Source organism: Thiomicrospira sp., assembly GCF_014859555.1.
Taxonomy (GTDB): Bacteria; Pseudomonadota; Gammaproteobacteria; order Thiomicrospirales; family Thiomicrospiraceae; genus Thiomicrospira.
Genome location: NZ_JACUTY010000006.1, coordinates 21152 through 40628 on the forward strand (window position 1 = coordinate 21152; position 19477 = coordinate 40628).

Here is a 19477-nt window from a genome sequence, read left to right on the forward strand (position 1 = left end):
GTTTATTACCTAAGTTTTAAACTGGCTAACCCAATTAAGACCAGTACGATGGTGATAATCCAGAAACGCACAATAATCTGCGATTCCGGCCAATTTTTTTGTTCAAAATGATGATGTAGCGGCGCCATCAGGAATACCCGTTTGCCACGCATTTTGTAAGACCCAACTTGTAATATAACCGACAGGGTTTCGATCACAAAAATACCGCCCATAATAAACAAGACTATTTCTTGTCGAACCGCGATCGCGGTGGCGCCGAGTGCAGCGCCAATGGCTAAGGAACCGACATCTCCCATAAACACTTGCGCTGGATGTGCGTTAAACCATAAAAAGCCTAAACCTGCGCCCACTAAGGCTGCCATTAAAATCGTCAACTCTCCCACGCCCGGAATGTACGGAATGTCGAGATAATTCGCAAACACGACGTGACCTGACAAGTACGCAAACACCGCCAAAGCGGCCGCGACCATCACAGTCGGCATAATCGCCAAACCATCTAAGCCATCGGTTAGGTTGACCGCATTCGAGCTGCCCACTATGACTAAATAACCCAACACGATGACCCAGGCACCCAAATAAATATAAGTATCTTTCATATAAGGGATTAACAGTTGGGTTTCAGCTGGTACGCTAGCTATCGCGTAAAAACTGTATGCCGCAGCTAACCCTATAATGCTTTGCCAGAAAAACTTGGTGCGCGAACGCATACCATTTGGGTCGCGATACACAACTTTTTTATAATCATCAATAAACCCAATTACACCAAAACTCAACATGGTTAAAGTGACAATTAGTAGATATTGGTTGGTTAGATCGCCCCATAACACAATCGCTAACCCCACCGAAAACAAAATCAGCGTGCCACCCATTGTGGGTGTACCGGCTTTAATTAAATGGGTTTGCGGGCCATCTTCACGAATACTTTGCCCCACTTTTAAACGGGTTAACCAACGGATCATCGACGGGCCGATTAAAAACGAAATCACGAGGGCGGTGAGAACACTCATAATGGCTCGAACCGTGATGTAACTAAACACGGCCAACCCAGTATAATACTGGCTAAGATATTGACTAAGATAGACGAGCATATTGATTCCTCTCTAAAATGGCTTCGACCACACGCTCCATTTGCGCGCTACGTGACCCTTTAATTAAAATATCTATTGGCTGATGAGTATTAATCAATTGTTGTACTTGATCAGTCATTTCAGCATGTGACAAAGGTTGCGACGGACTCGCGTTAAATGCGGTTAAGGTCGCCTGCGTCGCCTCACCAAAACCAAATACATAATCCACACCTTGTTGGCGTGCATAATCCCCAACTTGAATATGTGCGTCTTGCGAACCTGAACCCAGCTCGGCCATCGCACCCAAACACAATACGGTTTTACCCGGCAAAGCCGCCAATGTATCAATCGCGGCTTTAACCGAACTCGGATTGGCATTGTAGCTGTCATCAATCAACAAACCTTGAGCAGATTGATAGGTTTGCAACCGCCCCGCCACACCCTGAAAACTTTCTAAACCTGGCTGTATTTGCGGCCAACTTAAGCCAATCGCTAAACAAACCGCACAAGCGGCCGCGGCGTTCATTGCATTATGCAACCCCATGATTGGCATGTTCACTGAATGTACTTGGTTTTTAATCACCAGCTCAAACTCGATCCCTTTTGGGTTAGATTGTCCGTTCTTTATGCGGATATCCGCTTGCTCAGCACGCCCAAAGGTCATGATTTTTTTGCCGGCTAATTGATTACGCCATTGTTCAAAGCCAGGCGAATCGGTGTTAATCACCCCCACACCTTGGTCACTTAATCCGTTAAAAATTTCACCCTTGGTATCAATCACGCCCTGCAAACTGCCAAAACCTTCGAGATGTGCTTCGGCGGCTAACGTAATCAACGCCACATCCGGCTGGGCTATACGGGTTAAATAATCAATTTCGCCAATATGGTTTGCGCCCATTTCTATCACCGCATAACGATGCTGTGCGCTAATTTGTAATAAGGTTCTAGGCACGCCAAAATCATTATTTAAATTGCCTGGTGTCGCCCAAGTTGGTGCTTGTGTTTGCAAAATATGCGCCAATAATGTTTTAACCGTGGTTTTGCCGTTACTTCCAGTTACCGCAATCAAGCGGTTTAAATGTTGGCTTTGACGATGACCATTCGCCATCAGACCTAACGCAATGCGTGTATCGTCTACCAATAAGCTAGGCACGGCGTAATCGCCGGGTTCAGACACTAATAAAACCACCGCGCCCTGCTTAATCGCTTGATCGATAAACGCATGGCCATCAAAACGTTCGCCTTTAATTGCAATATAGCAATCACCAGGCCTGGTGCTTCTAGAATCAGTCGATACACCCATACAAACACGTTGATTAGCATCGCCTGTTGCATCAATTAACTTAGCCTGCGTCCACTCGGCTAATCTGGCTAACGACCAGGCCTGGTGGTTTGGGTTTTCGGTTATGATGGATGCCATTGTTCGATTACCTTTTGATCACTAAACGGGTGTTTCACCCCATTAATTTCCTGTGTTTGCTCATGGCCTTTGCCGGCGACTAAAATCAAATCACCTGCTTGTGATTGGCTTAACGCCCATTCAATCGCCGCTTGCCTGGATTCAATTTGAATCGCTGGTTGGCTTAAGCCTTGTTGAATATCACGCAAAATGTTTTGCGGGTTTTCAGTACGTGGGTTATCACTCGTTAATATAAGCTGATCTGCGAGACGTTCAGCGACTTCGCCCATTAATGGACGTTTACCTTTATCACGATCGCCACCACAGCCAAATACAACCCATAATTGACCTTTATTTAGGTGAGCTCGAATCCCTAGCAAAACCTGCTCCAACGCATCCGGTGTATGGGCATAATCAACTAATACAGTGATGGCTTTAGCCGGCACAGTTACCGGCTGCATTCTACCTGTAACCGGTTTCAAGCTGGTCAAACTTGTCAGAATATTTTTTAATTCAAACTCTAGCGCAACTAAACAGCTGAGTGCGCATAATAGATTTTCGGCATTAAAAGCCCCCATTAAACCAGTTTGACAAACGTAAGTTTGATTTTGATAAACCAAACGGCCTTGTAAACCTTGCGGGCTAAGCTCAAGTGACTCGCAAACTAAATTCGCCGCTGGGTTTTTTAAGCTGTAACCAAAACTATGGGGTTCATCCACTAAACTTCGGCCAATCGAATCATCTAAATTCAACACGCGTTTTTGCGCGACATAATCTCGAAACAAGCGTTTTTTGGTATTTTGATAATCCGCCACATCTAGGTGAAAATCCAGGTGATCCCGCGTTACTTGGGTTAAGGCAACACAGGCAAATTCAACCCCCGTTATGCGTCCCAACGCCAAACCGTGCGAGGAAACTTCCATCACCGCATAATCCAGCCCGTCGGTCACAAACTTTGCAAGCCAACCTTGCACCACTAAAATATCCGGCGTGGTATTGGCGGTTTCGCTTAACTGACCAAACTCGCCGTTACCAAGTGTGCCAATTAAACCGACACGTTTTGCCTGACTATCCAGTAGCTGCGCGATATAGTGTGTAGTTGAAGTTTTGCCATTTGTGCCCGTCACGCCAATCACTTTAATATGACGACTGGGGAAATCATAAAACCAATTCGCTAGCTCCGCCAATCGATTGGCTAGATTGGTTATTAACAGCACGGGCAAATCACAGTCTGCAATCTCGCGATCACTTAACACGCAAGTTGCGCCTTGAGCTTTGGCTTGCGTCCAATAATCTGCACCATGTTTTTGGCTACCGGCTAAAGCCACAAAACCCCAGCCTTTTTGTAATAAATGCGTGTGGTTCGATAAACCTTGCAATGCTACGTCCACCACCAGGCCTGGTGGTAATGCCTGATCAAAAAACTGACCAATCTGAGCCATGGTTTTCATCTACAAAGCTCCATCCGGATCGACATTTCGTAATCGTAACGCATGGCGCATCACCTCTTGAAATATCGGTGCAGCCACACTGCCACCGCCATAAATCCCCCGACTGGGTTTATCCACAATCACCGCCATAATCATATCCGGTCTCGAGGCGGGCACCATCCCAACAAACATGGCGGCATACTCATTTTGTTGATACTGACCTGCCTTAGTTTTATGTACGGTGCCAGTTTTTCCCGCCACGCGGTAGCCTTCAATCCGTGCTTCAGTGCCAGTGCCGCCGCGGTGAGTGACACTTTCCAGCATCGCCAATACTTGTTTGGCGGCTTGCGGACTCACGACTTGTTTTGACTCCGGCACTTGATCAATTTTCAATAAAGACAAAGGTAACAGGCGCCCTTCGTTAGCAAATACGGTGTAGGCGTGCGCTAACTGCATTAAGTTAATATTAAAACCATAACCAAACGAACTCGACACCTGATCAACCAGCATCCATTCGGTGTGATGACGTAAATAACCCATCGACTCGCCGGGTAAAAACAAGCCTAAATCCTGCGCGAAGCCTAACTGTCGAAACAGTTCCCACTGTTGTTCAGGTTTTAAACGACGGGCAACATTGGCAATGCCCACATTGCTCGACTTCTGAATCACCTCACCCGCCGTCAAATGTCCGTAATTAACCGCATCACTAATCATATGGCCTTGCACATTAATATAACCCGGCGACGTATTAATGCTTTCGTCTGATTTAATCAACTCATATTCCAAAGCCTTGGCCAATATAAACGGTTTAATGGTTGAACCCGGCTCTATTAATGTCGCAATTGCGCGATTACGAATCGCTTCGCCTTTTATCTGCGCACGATTATTAGGGTTAAAACCCGGCTCGTTAACTAAGGCTAATACCTCGCCGGTTTTGGCATCCAAAATCACCAGCGAAGCGGAGTCGGCCTGATGTTTTACACGCGCTTCTTTTAAAGCACGCTGTGCGAAATATTGAAGATCCTTGTCAATACTCAATATCAAATCTTTGCCAGGCTCAGCGACCTGGATGTTTTTGACAAATTTGACAACTCGGCCTTCCAGGTCTTTAATAATTTGCTGTCGCCCAGCTTGGCCGCTTAGCCAACCATCATAGATATATTCAATGCCATCTTGGCCTTTATCATCAATATCGGTATAACCCACCAAATGTGCGGTGGTATCTGCGCTGGGGTAATAACGTTTATATTCGGCTTTAGCATACACCCCAGGCAAACCCAAACTTTCAATTTGAGCGGCCGATTGGGGCAGGATAGATCGTTTAATAAACAAAAAACGCCGATTGGAATTTGAGTTAATACTTTGGAGCAAATCGGCTTCGGATTGCCCCAATTCACGAGCTAATTTTCGGATCGCTTCCGGGTACTGGCTAAAAATTTTTGGGTCAACCCAAATCGAAGCCAGCGGGGTACTCAGCGCCAAAACCGAACCATGCCGATCTAAAATATGCCCACGCGGCGCAGGTACATCTAAGGCACGAACTTGTCGTTTATTGCCTTCCGTTTCTAAAAAATCAGACCACACCACCTGCACATAAAAAGCACGGGCAGCCAAAATTACAAAACCAAGAATCAACAAACCAAATACGATCTGATGCCTTTGTAATGGCCAGACCCACATTTAGTTTGCCTCCGATGGCGGCAACACAATGATTTGTTCAGGTTTACCCAAACTCATGCCCAATTTTTCTCTTGCATTGCGTTCAACGCGCGCCGATGACCCCAAATGATATTTTTCCAACGTCAAACGACCCCACTCTTCATCCAACGTCGCCTTGAGTTGCATCTGTTCATAATAACGAGTTTCTAGGTGTCTAACTTCGTGTTGAACCAACACAATCAAAACCAAACTGACCGCTAAAAAACTCAATAATAGAAACGCAAAAAGCCCAACCAAATTGGACTTAACAATTTGGAAGGGCTTGAAGGAACGAGGCATACTCAGCCGAACCATGGCCAACGACCTAAATTAATCGGCTTGGCGACGTAAGAAAGCCGGAATATCTAAATAATTGCTGTTCGATTGAACATGCTGAACACCGGCATTTACTACCATCTTTGGACGCACAACTTCGGTCTCTTGAGCTGGCTGCATAGCGGCTGGTTTTTCAACGGGTTGCTCCGCCACTTCATCACGCTCGGCTTCCTGACGTGTGGCCTGAACGGCCTGTAAATTAGGCTTAACCATTTCAGGTTTTTTAGACAGGCTACCGACTAAACCCGTAGCCACCACGGTCACGCGAATCTCATCTTCAAGCGACTCATCAATCGAAGTACCCACAATCACACGCGCGTCTTTATCCGCAAAGCTATTCACAACTTCACCAATGATGCTGTATTCACCAAGACTAAAGTCGGTACCACCGGTAATGTTCACCAATATACCACGTGCGCCAGATACTGCAATGTCGTCCAACAATGGATTCGCAATCGCTTTCTCTATTGCTTTTCGAGCACGGTCTTCGCCACTTGCCAAACCGACCCCCATCATGCCTAAGCCACGCTCAGACATAACGGTGCGTAAATCTTCAAAGTCAACGTTGATCAGACCTGGCCGTGTCACCATTTCTGAAATACCTTGCACCGCGCCGTATAGAATTTCGTTAGCATGATCAAATGCTTGGCTGAACTTAAAATCCTTACCCAGCACTTCGACCAACTTATCATTCGGCACCGTAATCAGGGAATCTACGTGATTGGATAATTCTTCGATACCGGCTTCAGCCGCCGCGGTACGACGTTCGAAACTGAATGGCTTGCTGACCACACCGACCGTAAGAATACCCATTTCACGTGCCACTTTTGCGACAACAGGTGCGGCACCCGTGCCGGTACCGCCACCCATGCCGGCGGTAATGAACAACATATCCGCATCACGAATATGGTCTTTAATTTCTTCTATGTCTTCTTCAGCCGCTTCGCGCCCGCGCTCAGGGTTCGCACCCGCACCCAAGCCATTACGACCAATTTGGATTCTGACCGGCACGTTTGAATGCGCCAGCGCTTGTGCATCGGTATTCGCACAAATGAAGTCAACACCCTCAACCTTCGAGCGCACCATAAAATCAACGGCATTGCTACCGCCGCCCCCCAAACCAATTACCTTGATCACTGGCATTCCAGGTTGGCGAGATACTTTCGCTTCTTTAAGATCAAATTTCATGGTACTCATGGCACGTTCCCTCTAGTCAGCAAGACAAAAATTATTAAGTTATAAATTACAAATGTTCCGCAACACGGAGTACCGCACTGCGTGATCGTGGGTTTTCTGCACACTCCCGATCACTCGGAAAGACAGGTTTCGCCACGACCTTTAATACTGGTTCGCTCCCGGTCACCAAAATGGGTAAGCCTGGGAATAAATCTTTAACACGCGACTGGTCGCGCATAAAATGTTTCACTATTCGATCTTCCAGTGAGTGGAAACTAATCACACTCAAACGACCCTGTGGTGCTAAAACCACCAAACTGGCTTCTAGCACGGTCTTTAAAACTTCCAGCTCTCGGTTTATATGAATCCGAATTGCTTGAAAACTGCGTGTCGCTGGATGTTTATGTTTTTCTTTAGAAGGCGCGACTCGCCCAATCATCTCAGCCAAATCTCGCGTGGTATTAATTAAACCCTGGCGAGCATCGTGACTTAAAGCGCGCGCAATTTTAAAAGCAAAACGCTCTTCGCCGTAATTTTTTAACACCGAAGCCAACTCAGCGGGTTCCACTTCCTGCAACCATTCTTTGGCACTTTGACCTTGTTCTGGATTCATTCGCATATCCAATGGCCCTTCACGCATAAAACTAAACCCGCGTTCGGCTTGGTCCAACTGAGGTGATGACACACCCAAATCTAACAACAATCCATCGATCTTTCCGGTCAAACCGCGTGCTTCACAAATCTGTTCTAAATCGGCAAAACTGGCATGTACGATTTCAAAACGCTCATCTTTAATAGCTTGATTAGCATAGCTGACGGCGTCCGGGTCTTGGTCAATCGCAATCAAACGACCCTGTTCACCTAACTGCTTCAAAATTTCGCTACTATGCCCACCGCGACCAAATGTGCCATCTATATAAACACCATTAGGCTGAATATTTAAACCCGCGATCGACTCTTCCAATAAAACCGAATAATGTCCAGATAACTGACTTTCCATCATCACAAACTCAAGGTCGATAATGAGCCGGTCACATCCAGCGTTTGAACTTGCTCCAGCATCTCGGGACGATCTGCATCCCACGCCTCCTGCCCCCAAAGCTCAAACTTATTACCCTGACCTAATAAAATCGCCTGCTTTTGCAGCCCGGCATGATCACGCAATAAACCTGGTAGCAAAACCCGACCTTGCGCATCCATCTCAATTTCAGTCGCATGGCCTAATAATAAGCGTTGCACTAAACGTGCTTGCGGATCAACGTTCGGCATCGCCATTAATTTACGTTCAATCACTTCCCACTCGTCTTGGGTATAAATCAATAAACAAGGGCTGTGCAAATCGATAGTAGCAATTAAGTGATTATCGCTGGCGTCAGCAATAGACTCACGGTAACGCTTAGGAATCGAAAAGCGCCCCTTGTCATCTAAATTTACTGAGTTAATGCCGCGAAAAAATAACACCGTCCGTCTCCACTTAATTCCACCATTCCCCACATGACACCACTATATTGCTGTTACAAACCACTGTCAAGCAGTTTGCCACCACATAATTATAAAAATATCATTACAGGACAATAACTTAGACGAGAGACCTCATATCAAGCCGCAGCCCAATACAAAATAGAAATATTATTATTTACAATAGGATAGAAGGGATTGTTAAGTATAAATATTAACAATAAATGATAACGCATTAATATAAATTGAGATTGTATTGCCCTGCAAGCGCAACCGCTACCCCACCACATATAGCGAAGGTAAAAAAAAAACCACAACATGGTGTGGTTTTCCTGAAATAAAACTAAGTGGGTCTGTAAGCCGGGTTCTGTTTCCACTACGCATAACGTAGAGGTTAGCAATCATTCATCTGGGAGATACATCACTGCATTCCTCAAGCAACCTACCCGAAAACAAGTGCGAGCCGCACCCTGCCCGAAAGCGCGTTTTCCTATTTGGTCTTGCACCGGATGGGGTTTACCTAGCCACAAACTGTTACCAGTTGCGCGGTGAGCTCTTACCTCGCCGTTTCAGCCTTACCTGTGCGCCGAAGCGCCATCGGCGGTCTATTCTCTGTTGCACTTTCCGTCGGCTCACACCGCCCAGCCGTTAACTGGCATCCTGCTCTATGGTGCCCGGACTTTCCTCCGAATGCCGAAACATTCCGCGATTGCCCAACCCACTTGGGCGCAAACAATATAGTAATTCCACACGCTTGTCTAGCGATTAATCAAAGCCGGCACATAGCTCAACACGTTAAGTATTGGCTTCCTTCAAGGCTTGTACTCTAGGGTAAACCGCATTTTTTTTGACTTGATAATAGTCCGCTACAATTTCGGATATTTGCTTAACGGGTAAAGACTGCGCCAGCAAAATAGTAATTAAACCATCCCATTCACTGGCTTCGGCCGCTTGCTGTTCGGGCGCACCGGCCACCACCAAAACAAACTCACCTCGAACTTTATCGGGATGACTAGCAAAATAGTCCAATACCTCTGGTATAGTGCCGGATACAAATTGTTCAAACTGTTTGGTCATTTCACGCCCGGCCATCATCGCGCGCTCCGAACCCAGCGCTTCGACTAATGCGGCTAAACTTTCAAGTATACGGTGTGGCGACTCATAAAGCACCATGGTGCGAGTTTCGAGCGCCAAAGCCTGCAATTGGGTTAAACGTTTTTGTGATTTAGCTGGCAAAAAGCCTTCAAAACTAAATCGATCCGTCGGCAAACCCGCCACACTCAAGGCACTGATCATCGCTGAAGCCCCTGGTATTGGACGCACCATTACGTTTTGATCACGTAAAGTTTTAACCAGGTGATAACCTGGATCACTGATCAAAGGCGTTCCAGCATCGGAAATCAATGCCCCCGCTTCGCCCGCTTGCAAACGAACTAACAAGTCTTCTGAGCGCATTTTTTCGTTGTGATCATGCAAGCTAATCAATTTGGCCTGCACACCCAAATGCTGCAAAAGTTTTTGAGAGTGACGTGTATCTTCTGCAGCCACCCAATCTACTTGGCTCAAAACGTCAATTGCACGCTGCGAAATATCGCCTAGGTTTCCAATTGGGGTAGCGACGATGTAAAGCGTCCCTTTTTCAATAGTTTGCATATATAATTAACTCACTTTAATTCTCATTTTCTGTGCAGCGCTGGCTATTGTAACCAGATTGGCGCTGCTGAAGAAATTAAACAAAGATAAGCGCCCGCCATGTTAAAAAACAACCTGTTGAAATACATTTTACTCATCAGCTTAGTGCTTGGCCTCATCAGCTGTACCGTGCCACCCAAACCGATACCCGCCGAACGCGGCGTGGTGCCGTTTGAAGCCCCTATTTTACAACTCGACTCTCGGCTCGAACGTCTTCAACAAGCCCGCATTGAGACCGCCAAGAAAGCCGACTGGGTCAGCTATATTCAATATACCGAAGCTTTATGGGAACAAAGCACGGATGACCAACGCGCCTTAATCCTACAAGACACCTGGATTACACTGCAAGCCGTTGAACTAGAGGCTCAACAGGCCTTGATTGAGAATGGCGCCAGTCGAGTCAGTGCGTGGGGTTGGCTACTTAGCAGTCGTCAACAACAAGGCTTGAACTTCAAACGCGCGTTAGAAGACTTGCAGCAGGTCATACCTGACGCCTCCTTCAGCCAAAACTTGATTCCCGAATTATTGGCCCATTTTGAAGAACTCCGTACCAAACCACGCACCATTGCAGTGATGCTGCCCTTCTCTGATCGTTTAAGTGCGGTGAGTGAGCAGATTCGTGCCGGCATTTTAAAAGCCTATTGGCAATCCAATCAAAACGATAAACTGATATTTTTTAACACCAAAGACCCAACCGAAATTCTCCACCAATACAACAATGCGAAACAAGCGGGTGCCGACATTATCATCGGCCCACTCACGCCCGAAGCGATTCAAACCTTAATGGACAATGACGCCACCGATCTGATTGCCTTAAATGACATTGACCAGGCGGCTCCATTTGTGCAGTTCAGTTATCGCAATCAATACGAAGCTCAGCAGCTCATTTACCACCTTGAATTGGAGCATTATCGTCATATTGCTGTGCTCACCAGCGATAACGAAACCGACACCAAACTAACCCATCAATTGCAATCCATGTGGTCAAAAAGCCATGCATTTCCGCTCACGGTTCAAAGTTATCCACAACGTAACCCGAACCTGCGAGCCGAGATGAGCAAAGTGCTGAATGCCGATGCGAGCCAATCGCGCGCCGGTCACTTAAGCCGCAGCATCAATCAACCGATTGAGTTTTTCCCCCGCACCCGACAAGATTTCGAAGCCATGATATTGATGGGCGATGAGAAACAGATCGCGATTTTACAACCCCAACTCGACTATTATTTAATCGACCTCCCCATTTATGGCTCCTCTATGCTCACGCCGGACAGTCTGAGTCACGCTCGACCCAATCGAGATTTAAAAAACATTCGTTTTCCAAGCTTTCCAGCGGCACTAGAAACCTCGCCGTTGCAGAATGGGCTGGAAGCTTTTGGTTGGGACAGCTTCTTAATAGCCACCCAGAAACATCTATTAGCTCCCGGCTTAATGGTGCATGGCGCGATGGGACAACATAGCATTACCCAAACCAACAAAGTCTTCACTAAATTGACTTGGAGCCGTTTTTTACCCAATGGGCGGCTCGTGCCGCTGTATCCAGACAAATTCTCACCACCCTACTTCGGCCAGCTTGACCGAGGTTTGGAAACTTCTTTAAGCAAGGAAGAAATGGATAAAATTCGTCAAGATTTGTTGGATGAAATTACCCAACCCCGATTTGAAGAATTGCCCGTTCGCCCAAGCTTTACCTTTTAAGCGTTAAACATGAGCAAACAACTCGGACAAGATTACGAACAACACGCCGAGGCGTTTCTAATCAAACAAGGGATTCAAATACTGGCTCGCAACTTTCATTGCAAAGGTGGCGAGCTGGACTTGGTTGGATTGGATCAACGCTGCTTGGTTTTCATTGAAGTCAAATACCGTCAAACCGAGAAATTCGGTCATCCAAATGAATTCGTTAGTGCTCAAAAGCAGCAACGACTTTACCGCTGCGCGCAAAACTTCCTGTTAAAACACCCGTCATATCAATCACACCCAATGCGGTTTGATGTGATTTCGTTCTTAAGCGCCCACTCCAATCCTAACTGGACAAAAGACGCCTTTGGCAGCTGGTAACTCAGTTAAAATCGTCTCATACAGCTTCATAGTTAAAATCAAACGTTTTGTTAAATATTTTCAAACAAAAACTATCAAAATCTATGCTATTGTTTAATAGAAATAGTAAAGGAGCAGTTTCGACTAAGAAACTTAACCCAGTCATTTACCCACCAAGGAGAAAGCGCATGGATATTAATATTGGTATTAACGAGCCCAAACGTAAAGAAATTGCAGAAGGACTTTCTCATCTATTGGCTGACTCCTACCTGTTGTTTTTAAAAACTCACAATTACCACTGGAATGTAACTGGCCCAATGTTCCAAGCACTGCATACCATGTTTGAAACGCAGTACACCGAGTTGTTTACCGCGGTCGATGAAATTGCCGAACGAATTCGTTCACTGGGTGAATTTGCACCAGGTTCGTTCCAAGCCTTTCAGAAAATCAGTCAGATTAAAGAGGAAACCAGTCATCCTAGTGCGGAAGACATGATTAGAAACCTAGTATTAGGTCAAGAAGCGGTCACCAAAACCGCAAGAGAAATCATCAAAATTGCCAATGAAGCACACGATGAACCCACTGTTGACCTGTTAACTCAACGTATGCAGATTCATGAAAAAAACGCTTGGATGTTACGCAGCTTAATTGCTAAATAAACCGTCTCCATTCTGACTTAAGCAGGCCTGGTGTTTTCCGAAACCACCAGGCCTGGTGGTCTTGTTTAGAGTTATTCAGCTTATTCCCCGTCTTATTTGTGCTTAAAGCGCACTCATTAACCAAGGTAAAATCAATGCTGCGATAAAAGCCGACAAAGCCATCGCCAAACCTGAAAACGCACCCATCTGATCACTTAACTGAAACGCTTTAGCGGTGCCCAATCCGTGCGCACTCACACCCATTGCAATACCTTTAACTCGATCATCTTTTAGTCGCATAAGTTTAAACACCCAGGTCGCCATCATCGCGCCCAGAATGCCGGTAATCACTACAAACGCCGCCGTCAAAGTTGCGACCCCGCCATTTTTCTCCGCAATCCCCATTGCCACTGGCGCCGTGACCGATTTGGGCACCAACGACAACATGGTTTCGATACTCGCGCCTAAACTCTGCGCAATCCAAAACGCACTTAAACCTGCTGCCACCAAACCAAATGATGACGCAATCACAATCGGCAACCACAAGTCTTTAAGCGTTTGACGATATTGATATAACGGAATCGCCAACGCTACCGTCGCGGGGCCTAATAAAAAATGGATAAACTGTGCGCCTTCAAAATAGGTTTCATAATCAATATCAAACAGGGTCAATACGCCAATAATAGCGAGCACACTTAAAGCCACCGGATTTAATAACGGATGGTGATTAAATCGGCGGTAAATCGCTTGCGCGATTTGAAAAAAAACCAAGGTGAGCACTAAACCAAATAAAGGACTGGCGGCTAAATATACCCAAATATCCGCAACATTAGTCATGTTTCTTTACCCCTGCGATGCGTGCATTCAAACGCATAACCAGCAACATCACTACAGCGGTCACGACTAAACTCACCAGCGTACTAATCACCAAGGCGGCGCCAATCGCCAACCACTGTTCGCCAACCCGGGTTAAATGCATCATCACCCCAACGCCGGCCGGCACAAAAAACAGCGATAAATAACGCAAAAAATGTTGCGAAGGTTCAATCCAACCTTTCGCCCAGCTCGAGCGAAACAACAAACTAATAAACAATAAAAACATGCCGATCACCGGCCCAGGAATCGGCCAATTTAAAACACGCACAATAATTTCGCCAATCAACTGATAAGCCAGCAACAGCGTAATCAAGCCTAAAAAACTAAAACCCGCTAGGCGATCGGAGGTGGAATCAGACATGGTTCGTTCATTTCTCCATTTCAATTCTGTGCGCTTCAATTATGAAACCCACTCGGTATTAAGCATTGGTCGCACGTGCTTTTTCAACCGCTTGATCCATCGCCTTAAATAGGGTCGCACGCAATAACTCGATGTCCAACACCTCCTCACCCAAACTCGCGACTAACCGCGCAAACACAACATTGTCTTCTTCGCCCTCAATCATTTTCAAATAATCCCCATCCGCATCTTTGTAACCGCGCTCTTGTCGATAGTGATTCAAAAGGTTTTTAGTCATATAAGCTTGATGAACGTCTGTTAAATTCATCTCCAACCGATCAAACAAACCAAACAACGCCTGCAAGGCTTTGATCACCTTATTTTCAAGGGTATAAAGTGCCACTTGTTTCAGCCAATCTACATAAGACAAAGAATTCGGCCCTTTATGCTCGACCAGTTCCAGCATGGTTTTCACCACAAAATCGCTATCGCGATACTGTTTTAAAGCTTTCGAAATCAGAAAGTGCAACAAGTCCACCGCCTCAACGCGCAAATTGGCCATATTGGTTTCGCCGTGTTTCCACCACTTCCAATCGGTCGAATCAATTGCCTCAGCCGTTTCCACCAAAATCGCACTGTCCCAGTCAAGATCATGTGCCATCCAATTCGGTACCGTGCGCTCATTCAATAGAATTTGCATAGCGACGACTTGTTCAATCTGTGATTTTGCCTGCATAATAATTTCCCTCTAATTCTGTTTTTGATGATGCGTCAAGCACCAGGCCTGGTAGGCCAAACTAAACCAAACAACCAACCAAATAAGCCCACCCATCGGCGTTAAAAACACCAACCACGACCAACCTGTTAACACCCAAATATACAAGCTACCCGAAAACAAAATCAAACCGATCAATAAACCCGTTTTAATCCCGCGAAACGCTAATTCCGGTTTAGCCAAAACCGCCAAACTTAACCCTAATAAAGCCAAACCATGTACAAAATGATAAAGCACCGCCGTCTGCCAAGTTTGCATTTGTTTCGCACTAATCAGCGTTTCCAAACCATGCGCACCAAACGCCCCCAAACCCACGGCCAACATCATTGTTAAGGCTGACACGGCTAACCAATTATTCGCTTGCACTGATTGTTCACTCCAAGTTTCAAAACCTACCATTTATAACCAATTATCATAACGTGCGCATGACAAGGCTCACAATATTTTTTGCGAATCATTATTCATTTCAAAATATCCTTCACTCTACAATTTGATCATTACTTGGATTCACTAATTATTCGTCAAGCCTCCTGACAAACTGTGTTAACCAACCAGATTAAAGTATTTGCGGTGAATAATGTCTCTATTCACCGCAAAATGTTCAGTGAAAAGCCTTTACCTTGCGGCGAATAAACTCTACAATCACATTAAAATATGCGGTGAATAGAATCTATATGTGGATACATCAACACAAAAACTGGCCTAACTTCTCCTGGGATACCCAAACTCTCACATCCAAACTGGCGGAAATTCGTTATCGTCAAGGTCGGTTATTAGGTCAAATGCAAAGTCTAGGCTTCGACTTAAAACGCGAAGCCAGCCTCAGCACCTTAACCAATGACGTAGTTAAATCCTCCGCTATCGAAGGCGAAACCTTGAACCCCGAAGAAGTACGATCTTCGATTGCACGACGCCTTGGTATCGACATAGCTGGCCTCATTCCAGCTAGCCGAGATGTTGAAGGCATTGTTGAAATGATGCTTGATGCAACACAGAAATACACAAACCCGCTAACCAAAGAACGCCTGTTTGACTGGCACGCCGCATTATTTCCAACTGGGCGTAGCGGCATGCACCGCATTACAGTTGGTCAATGGCGCACAATTGAGGCTGGCCCAATGCAAGTGGTTTCCGGCCCAATTGGACGTGAGAAAGTCCACTTTGAAGCACCTAACGCCGAGCACTTAGAATACGAAATGAACTGCTTTCTAGCCTGGTTTGAAACTCAAAAAGAGGTTGATCCGGTTATTAAGGCAGGCATAGCACATTTTTGGTTTGTCACCATCCACCCATTTGAAGACGGCAATGGTCGTATAGCCAGGGCCATTGGCGATATGGCGCTAGCGCGGGCAGATGATACGCCAGATCGTTTCTATAGCTTATCCAGCCAAATTGAGTTAGAACGGAAAAATTATTACGATCAACTTGAGCAACAACAACGTCAGTCACCGGACATCACCGGCTGGCTTGAGTGGTTTTTAGATTGCCTTGGTCGCGCTATAGACAGTGCAGAAACCACACTAAGAAAAGTCTTGTTCAAAGCAGAACTCTGGAACCAAATCAATCAAAATCCGGTGAACGAACGTCAACGCATCATCATTAATCGAATGCTAGAGCCAAACTTTGTCGGACACATCAACACATCCAAATACGCCAAACTAGCCAAGTGCTCCAACGATACAGCGTTAAGAGATATTTCGGACTTAAAAACGCGCGGCATCCTAATCCAAAATCCCGGCGGAGGCCGAAGCACTAGCTACAGGCTACAGGCGAAAATTTGAACTTAACATAGTTAGATAATCTAAACCCGCTTTGTAATGTGTAAAAGTGGAGTTGGCTTTACAGCACGATATATTGCATGATAACTGAACCAATTGCTCAAAGAAAAGGCTATGTTCGAAGAGTTTTTTCCAGCACATATAAGTCAGACAAATGATTATTGATTTTACAACATTGCAGGCAAGCGACTATGCAGCTTGGTGGGGTGCAATAATTGCATCATTAACATTAACTTGGAATATTGTTGTTGCCATAAGGTCTGGTGCACGCTTAAAGATATATGTAACTCCTAACATGGAGCTACATCCTCCACATCCAGGTAAAGAAGGTCAAAGATACATTCATGTTCGTGCTGTAAACAATGGTACTTTAGCCACAACCATCACACATTTCTGTGGATATACTGCAAAAACTCAGTTTCATAGCGTTACAAAAAATGTACAACCGTTCATTATCATGAACGGTAACTTTAATATTCCTTTCAAATTGAAACCAGGTGAGAAATGGACAGGACTAGCAAGCCAAGATATGAACTATTTCAGAATGAATTACTCTATTTAGGAATCATTCATAACCAAAAACAAAAACCCATTTATAAACGTGTAAAATCAGCCCCTAACCTCTTTTTTGAATAAAAGTTACTTAATTTTTTGTAAGCAACCAGGCCTGGTAGTCACCACGCAGTGTTGGCGTCTATGTAAAAAATTGAGGAATAAATTAGTTCTAGAGAATTACGCAAGTAAATATAAATGGTGGGCCCTCACGGACTTGAACCGTGGACCTAACGATTATGAGTCGTTTGCTCTAACCAGCTGAGCTAAGGGCCCCTTTGGGAAGGGAGTATAAAACTTAAACCACCAGGCCTGGTGGTTTAAGTGCGCTTATTATAGCGGGTTTTGCGGGGATGTAAACGGGACTTAGTGATCCAAGAAGCTACGCAAACGCTCAGCACGACTTGGATGACGAAGTTTACGCAAGGCTTTGGCTTCGATTTGACGAATACGTTCACGCGTTACATCAAACTGTTTGCCGACTTCTTCCAACGTGTGGTCGGTATTCATACCTAAACCAAAACGCATGCGTAGCACTTTGGCTTCGCGTGGTGTCAGGGTGCCGAGCATTTCACGAACCGTTTCACTCATGCCTTCTTGATCGGCTGAATCCGATGGCGACAGGATATTTGAATCTTCGATAAAATCGCCTAACGATGAATCTTCGTCATCACCAATTGGAGTTTCCATCGAGATCGGTTCTTTGGCAATTTTCATGACCTTACGAATCTTGTCTTCTGGCATTTCCATTTCTTCGGCTAGTTCTTCAGGAGTGGGTTCGCGACCCATTTTCTGGAGTAACTGACGCTGGATACGATTAAGTTTGTTGATGGTCTCAATCATATGCACCGGAATACGAATGGTACGGGCTTGGTCGGCAATCGAACGTGTAATGGCCTGACGAATCCACCATGTGGCATAGGTCGAGAACTTGTAACCACGGCGATATTCAAACTTATCAACCGCTTTCATCAAACCGATGTTGCCTTCCTGAATTAAATCGAGGAACTGCAAACCACGGTTGGTGTATTTTTTCGCGATCGAAATTACCAAACGTAAGTTGGCTTCGATCATTTCGCGCTTGGCGGCGCGGGCTAAGCTTTCAGATTTACTCAGGTCTTTATAGACCTTTTTGTAATAACTGATGGCCATCTTTTCGTTTTTCTCAATCAAAGCTAAACGTTTTTGTGCGCGCTTGATTTCGGTGCGCAATTCTTCAATCGCGGCTGATTTAGCCGGGTTGGCTTCAATCAAACGGTCCACTAAATCCGCACTGGATTCCGATTCTACAAAAATTTCTAGGAATTTACTGCGTGTAACACCGGCTTTGCGAACCACGCCATTTACGATCACACGTTCTTGTTCACGAATGCCAGCAATTTTGGATTTAATATCGCGAATAACGCCATTGGTAAACAAAGGTGTCAAACGTACGGTGCGCAGGTGATCAACCACCAATTCACGTTTTTTCTTGGCTTTTGGATCGCCTGAACCATGTTGATCTTCAGCTTTCACCGCATCACGGTGTAACTTTTCAAGCGTGGTTAAAAACGCTTCGATTAGGGCCGGATCAATTGAATCATCTTTTGGTTCGTTGTTGTCTGAATCAGCACTTAGGTCTTCAACCGCGACTTCTTCAAGATCGGTTGGGTCAATAAAGCCCTGGATAACGTCGGCGACTTTGCCTTCACCGTTATCCATTCTTTTAAAGGTTTTTAGAATTTTTTCTGCACACATTGGGTATTTGGATAAAGAGTCCAACATGCCGCGAATATTAGCTTCGATGCGCTTGGCGATATCAATTTCGCCTTTGCGTGTTAACAACTCAACCGAACCCATTTCACGCATATACATTCTGACCGGATCGGTGGTGCGACCAAATTCAGAATCGACCTCAGCCAAAGCTAAAATCGCCGCTTCCGCTGCGGCTTCATCAAACGCGCCGCCTTCTTTGGTAAGGAGTTCGTCTTCTTCGGGTGCTGAGTCAAATAGCTGAATACCAAAATCGGTCAGAATCGTCAGGACTTGTCCTAGCTGATCTTCTTCGATATCATCCGGCAAAACGTCGCTCACATCCGCATAGGTGAGGTAGCCCAAATCTTTGGCACGCTCTATCAAGTCAATTAACTGTTGCTTTCTTTCTACTTTTGTCATGTTTGCCTCAAATAACGATTATAGACGCCGTCATACACCCGACACCAAATCAAAAAACTAACCGTAAATTA

19 protein-coding genes, 1 tRNA gene and 1 other RNA gene are annotated in these 19477 nt (G+C 45.5%); 5 read left to right on the plus strand and 16 right to left on the minus strand.

Annotated features, from left to right (window positions below):
- Positions 1-5: 5 nt before the first annotated feature.
- From mraY to rsmI, 10 genes are all read right to left on the minus strand, one after another.
- Positions 6-1088: a phospho-N-acetylmuramoyl-pentapeptide-transferase gene (gene mraY / locus IBX48_RS02060; protein ID WP_296830173.1), complete on the minus strand. Its 1083-nt coding sequence runs from the start codon at positions 1086-1088 to the stop codon at positions 6-8.
- On the minus strand, positions 1072-2487 hold the full coding sequence (murF, locus tag IBX48_RS02065) for a UDP-N-acetylmuramoyl-tripeptide--D-alanyl-D-alanine ligase (protein WP_296830175.1): 1416 nt from the start codon (positions 2485-2487) through the stop codon (positions 1072-1074). The genes mraY and murF overlap by 17 nt, the downstream gene beginning before the upstream one ends.
- On the minus strand, positions 2472-3917 hold the full coding sequence (locus IBX48_RS02070) for a UDP-N-acetylmuramoyl-L-alanyl-D-glutamate--2,6-diaminopimelate ligase (protein ID WP_296830177.1): 1446 nt from the start codon (positions 3915-3917) through the stop codon (positions 2472-2474). The genes murF and IBX48_RS02070 overlap by 16 nt, the downstream gene beginning before the upstream one ends.
- Positions 3918-5576, minus strand: coding sequence for a penicillin-binding protein 2 (locus IBX48_RS02075; protein ID WP_296830179.1), 1659 nt, complete (start codon positions 5574-5576; stop codon positions 3918-3920).
- The gene (ftsL, locus tag IBX48_RS02080) at positions 5577-5894 is read right to left on the minus strand and encodes a cell division protein FtsL (RefSeq protein ID WP_296830181.1); all 318 of its coding nucleotides are present in this window, start codon (positions 5892-5894) and stop codon (positions 5577-5579) included.
- Between the two features lie 30 nt (positions 5895-5924).
- Positions 5925-7127 (minus strand): cell division protein FtsZ, encoded by a 1203-nt coding sequence (gene ftsZ / locus IBX48_RS02085; protein ID WP_296830183.1) that lies wholly within the window; start codon positions 7125-7127, stop codon positions 5925-5927.
- 46 nt (positions 7128-7173) lie between these two features.
- Positions 7174-8109, minus strand: a complete 936-nt coding sequence (gene rsmH, locus IBX48_RS02090) for a 16S rRNA (cytosine(1402)-N(4))-methyltransferase RsmH (RefSeq protein WP_296830185.1) — start codon at positions 8107-8109, stop codon at positions 7174-7176.
- Positions 8109-8567 carry a division/cell wall cluster transcriptional repressor MraZ gene (gene mraZ, locus IBX48_RS02095; RefSeq protein WP_296830187.1) on the minus strand — a complete coding sequence of 153 codons (459 nt, stop codon included), beginning with the start codon at positions 8565-8567 and terminating at the stop codon, positions 8109-8111. Before mraZ ends, rsmH begins: the two co-directional genes overlap by 1 nt.
- 337 nt (positions 8568-8904) lie before the next feature.
- Positions 8905-9289: RNase P RNA component class A (rnpB, locus tag IBX48_RS02100), an RNA gene on the minus strand.
- A 70-nt stretch (positions 9290-9359) separates the two neighbouring features.
- Positions 9360-10217, minus strand: coding sequence for a 16S rRNA (cytidine(1402)-2'-O)-methyltransferase (gene rsmI, locus IBX48_RS02105; RefSeq protein ID WP_296830189.1), 858 nt, complete (start codon positions 10215-10217; stop codon positions 9360-9362).
- A gap of 99 nt (positions 10218-10316) precedes the next feature.
- On the opposite strand from rsmI, the gene IBX48_RS02110 reads away from it, so the two are divergent.
- From IBX48_RS02110 to IBX48_RS02120, 3 genes are all read left to right on the plus strand, one after another.
- Positions 10317-11951, plus strand: coding sequence for a penicillin-binding protein activator (locus tag IBX48_RS02110; protein ID WP_296830192.1), 1635 nt, complete (start codon positions 10317-10319; stop codon positions 11949-11951).
- Between the two features lie 9 nt (positions 11952-11960).
- The gene (locus tag IBX48_RS02115) at positions 11961-12314 is read left to right on the plus strand and encodes a YraN family protein (protein ID WP_296830194.1); all 354 of its coding nucleotides are present in this window, start codon (positions 11961-11963) and stop codon (positions 12312-12314) included.
- Positions 12315-12481: 167 nt separating this feature from the next.
- Positions 12482-12952: a Dps family protein gene (locus IBX48_RS02120; protein ID WP_296830196.1), complete on the plus strand. Its 471-nt coding sequence runs from the start codon at positions 12482-12484 to the stop codon at positions 12950-12952.
- Positions 12953-13054: 102 nt separating this feature from the next.
- Here IBX48_RS02120 and IBX48_RS02125 read toward each other — a convergent pair whose 3' ends face one another.
- Genes IBX48_RS02125 through IBX48_RS02140 form a run of 4 tightly spaced genes read right to left on the minus strand, consistent with a single transcriptional unit; the run spans position 13055 to position 15288 of the window.
- Positions 13055-13768 (minus strand): LrgB family protein, encoded by a 714-nt coding sequence (locus tag IBX48_RS02125; protein WP_296830198.1) that lies wholly within the window; start codon positions 13766-13768, stop codon positions 13055-13057.
- Positions 13761-14168 (minus strand): CidA/LrgA family protein, encoded by a 408-nt coding sequence (locus IBX48_RS02130; protein WP_296830201.1) that lies wholly within the window; start codon positions 14166-14168, stop codon positions 13761-13763. Before IBX48_RS02130 ends, IBX48_RS02125 begins: the two co-directional genes overlap by 8 nt.
- A 58-nt stretch (positions 14169-14226) precedes the next feature.
- Positions 14227-14883 carry a dUTP diphosphatase gene (locus tag IBX48_RS02135; protein WP_296830205.1) on the minus strand — a complete coding sequence of 219 codons (657 nt, stop codon included), beginning with the start codon at positions 14881-14883 and terminating at the stop codon, positions 14227-14229.
- A gap of 12 nt (positions 14884-14895) precedes the next feature.
- Complete coding sequence (locus tag IBX48_RS02140; protein ID WP_296830207.1) at positions 14896-15288, minus strand: DUF423 domain-containing protein; 393 nt, start codon at positions 15286-15288, stop codon at positions 14896-14898.
- Positions 15289-15596: 308 nt separating this feature from the next.
- Here IBX48_RS02140 and IBX48_RS02145 point away from each other — a divergent pair, with 308 nt between their 5' ends.
- Positions 15597-16703, plus strand: a complete 1107-nt coding sequence (locus tag IBX48_RS02145; protein ID WP_296830210.1) for a Fic family protein — start codon at positions 15597-15599, stop codon at positions 16701-16703.
- Between the two features lie 151 nt (positions 16704-16854).
- Positions 16855-17262, plus strand: a complete 408-nt coding sequence (locus IBX48_RS02150) for a hypothetical protein (protein ID WP_296830212.1) — start codon at positions 16855-16857, stop codon at positions 17260-17262.
- A 189-nt stretch (positions 17263-17451) separates the two neighbouring features.
- Here IBX48_RS02150 and IBX48_RS02155 read toward each other — a convergent pair.
- Positions 17452-17528, minus strand: a tRNA-Ile gene (locus IBX48_RS02155).
- Between the two features lie 90 nt (positions 17529-17618).
- Positions 17619-19406 (minus strand): RNA polymerase sigma factor RpoD, encoded by a 1788-nt coding sequence (gene rpoD, locus IBX48_RS02160; RefSeq protein WP_296830215.1) that lies wholly within the window; start codon positions 19404-19406, stop codon positions 17619-17621.
- Between the last annotated feature and the right edge of the window lie 71 nt (positions 19407-19477).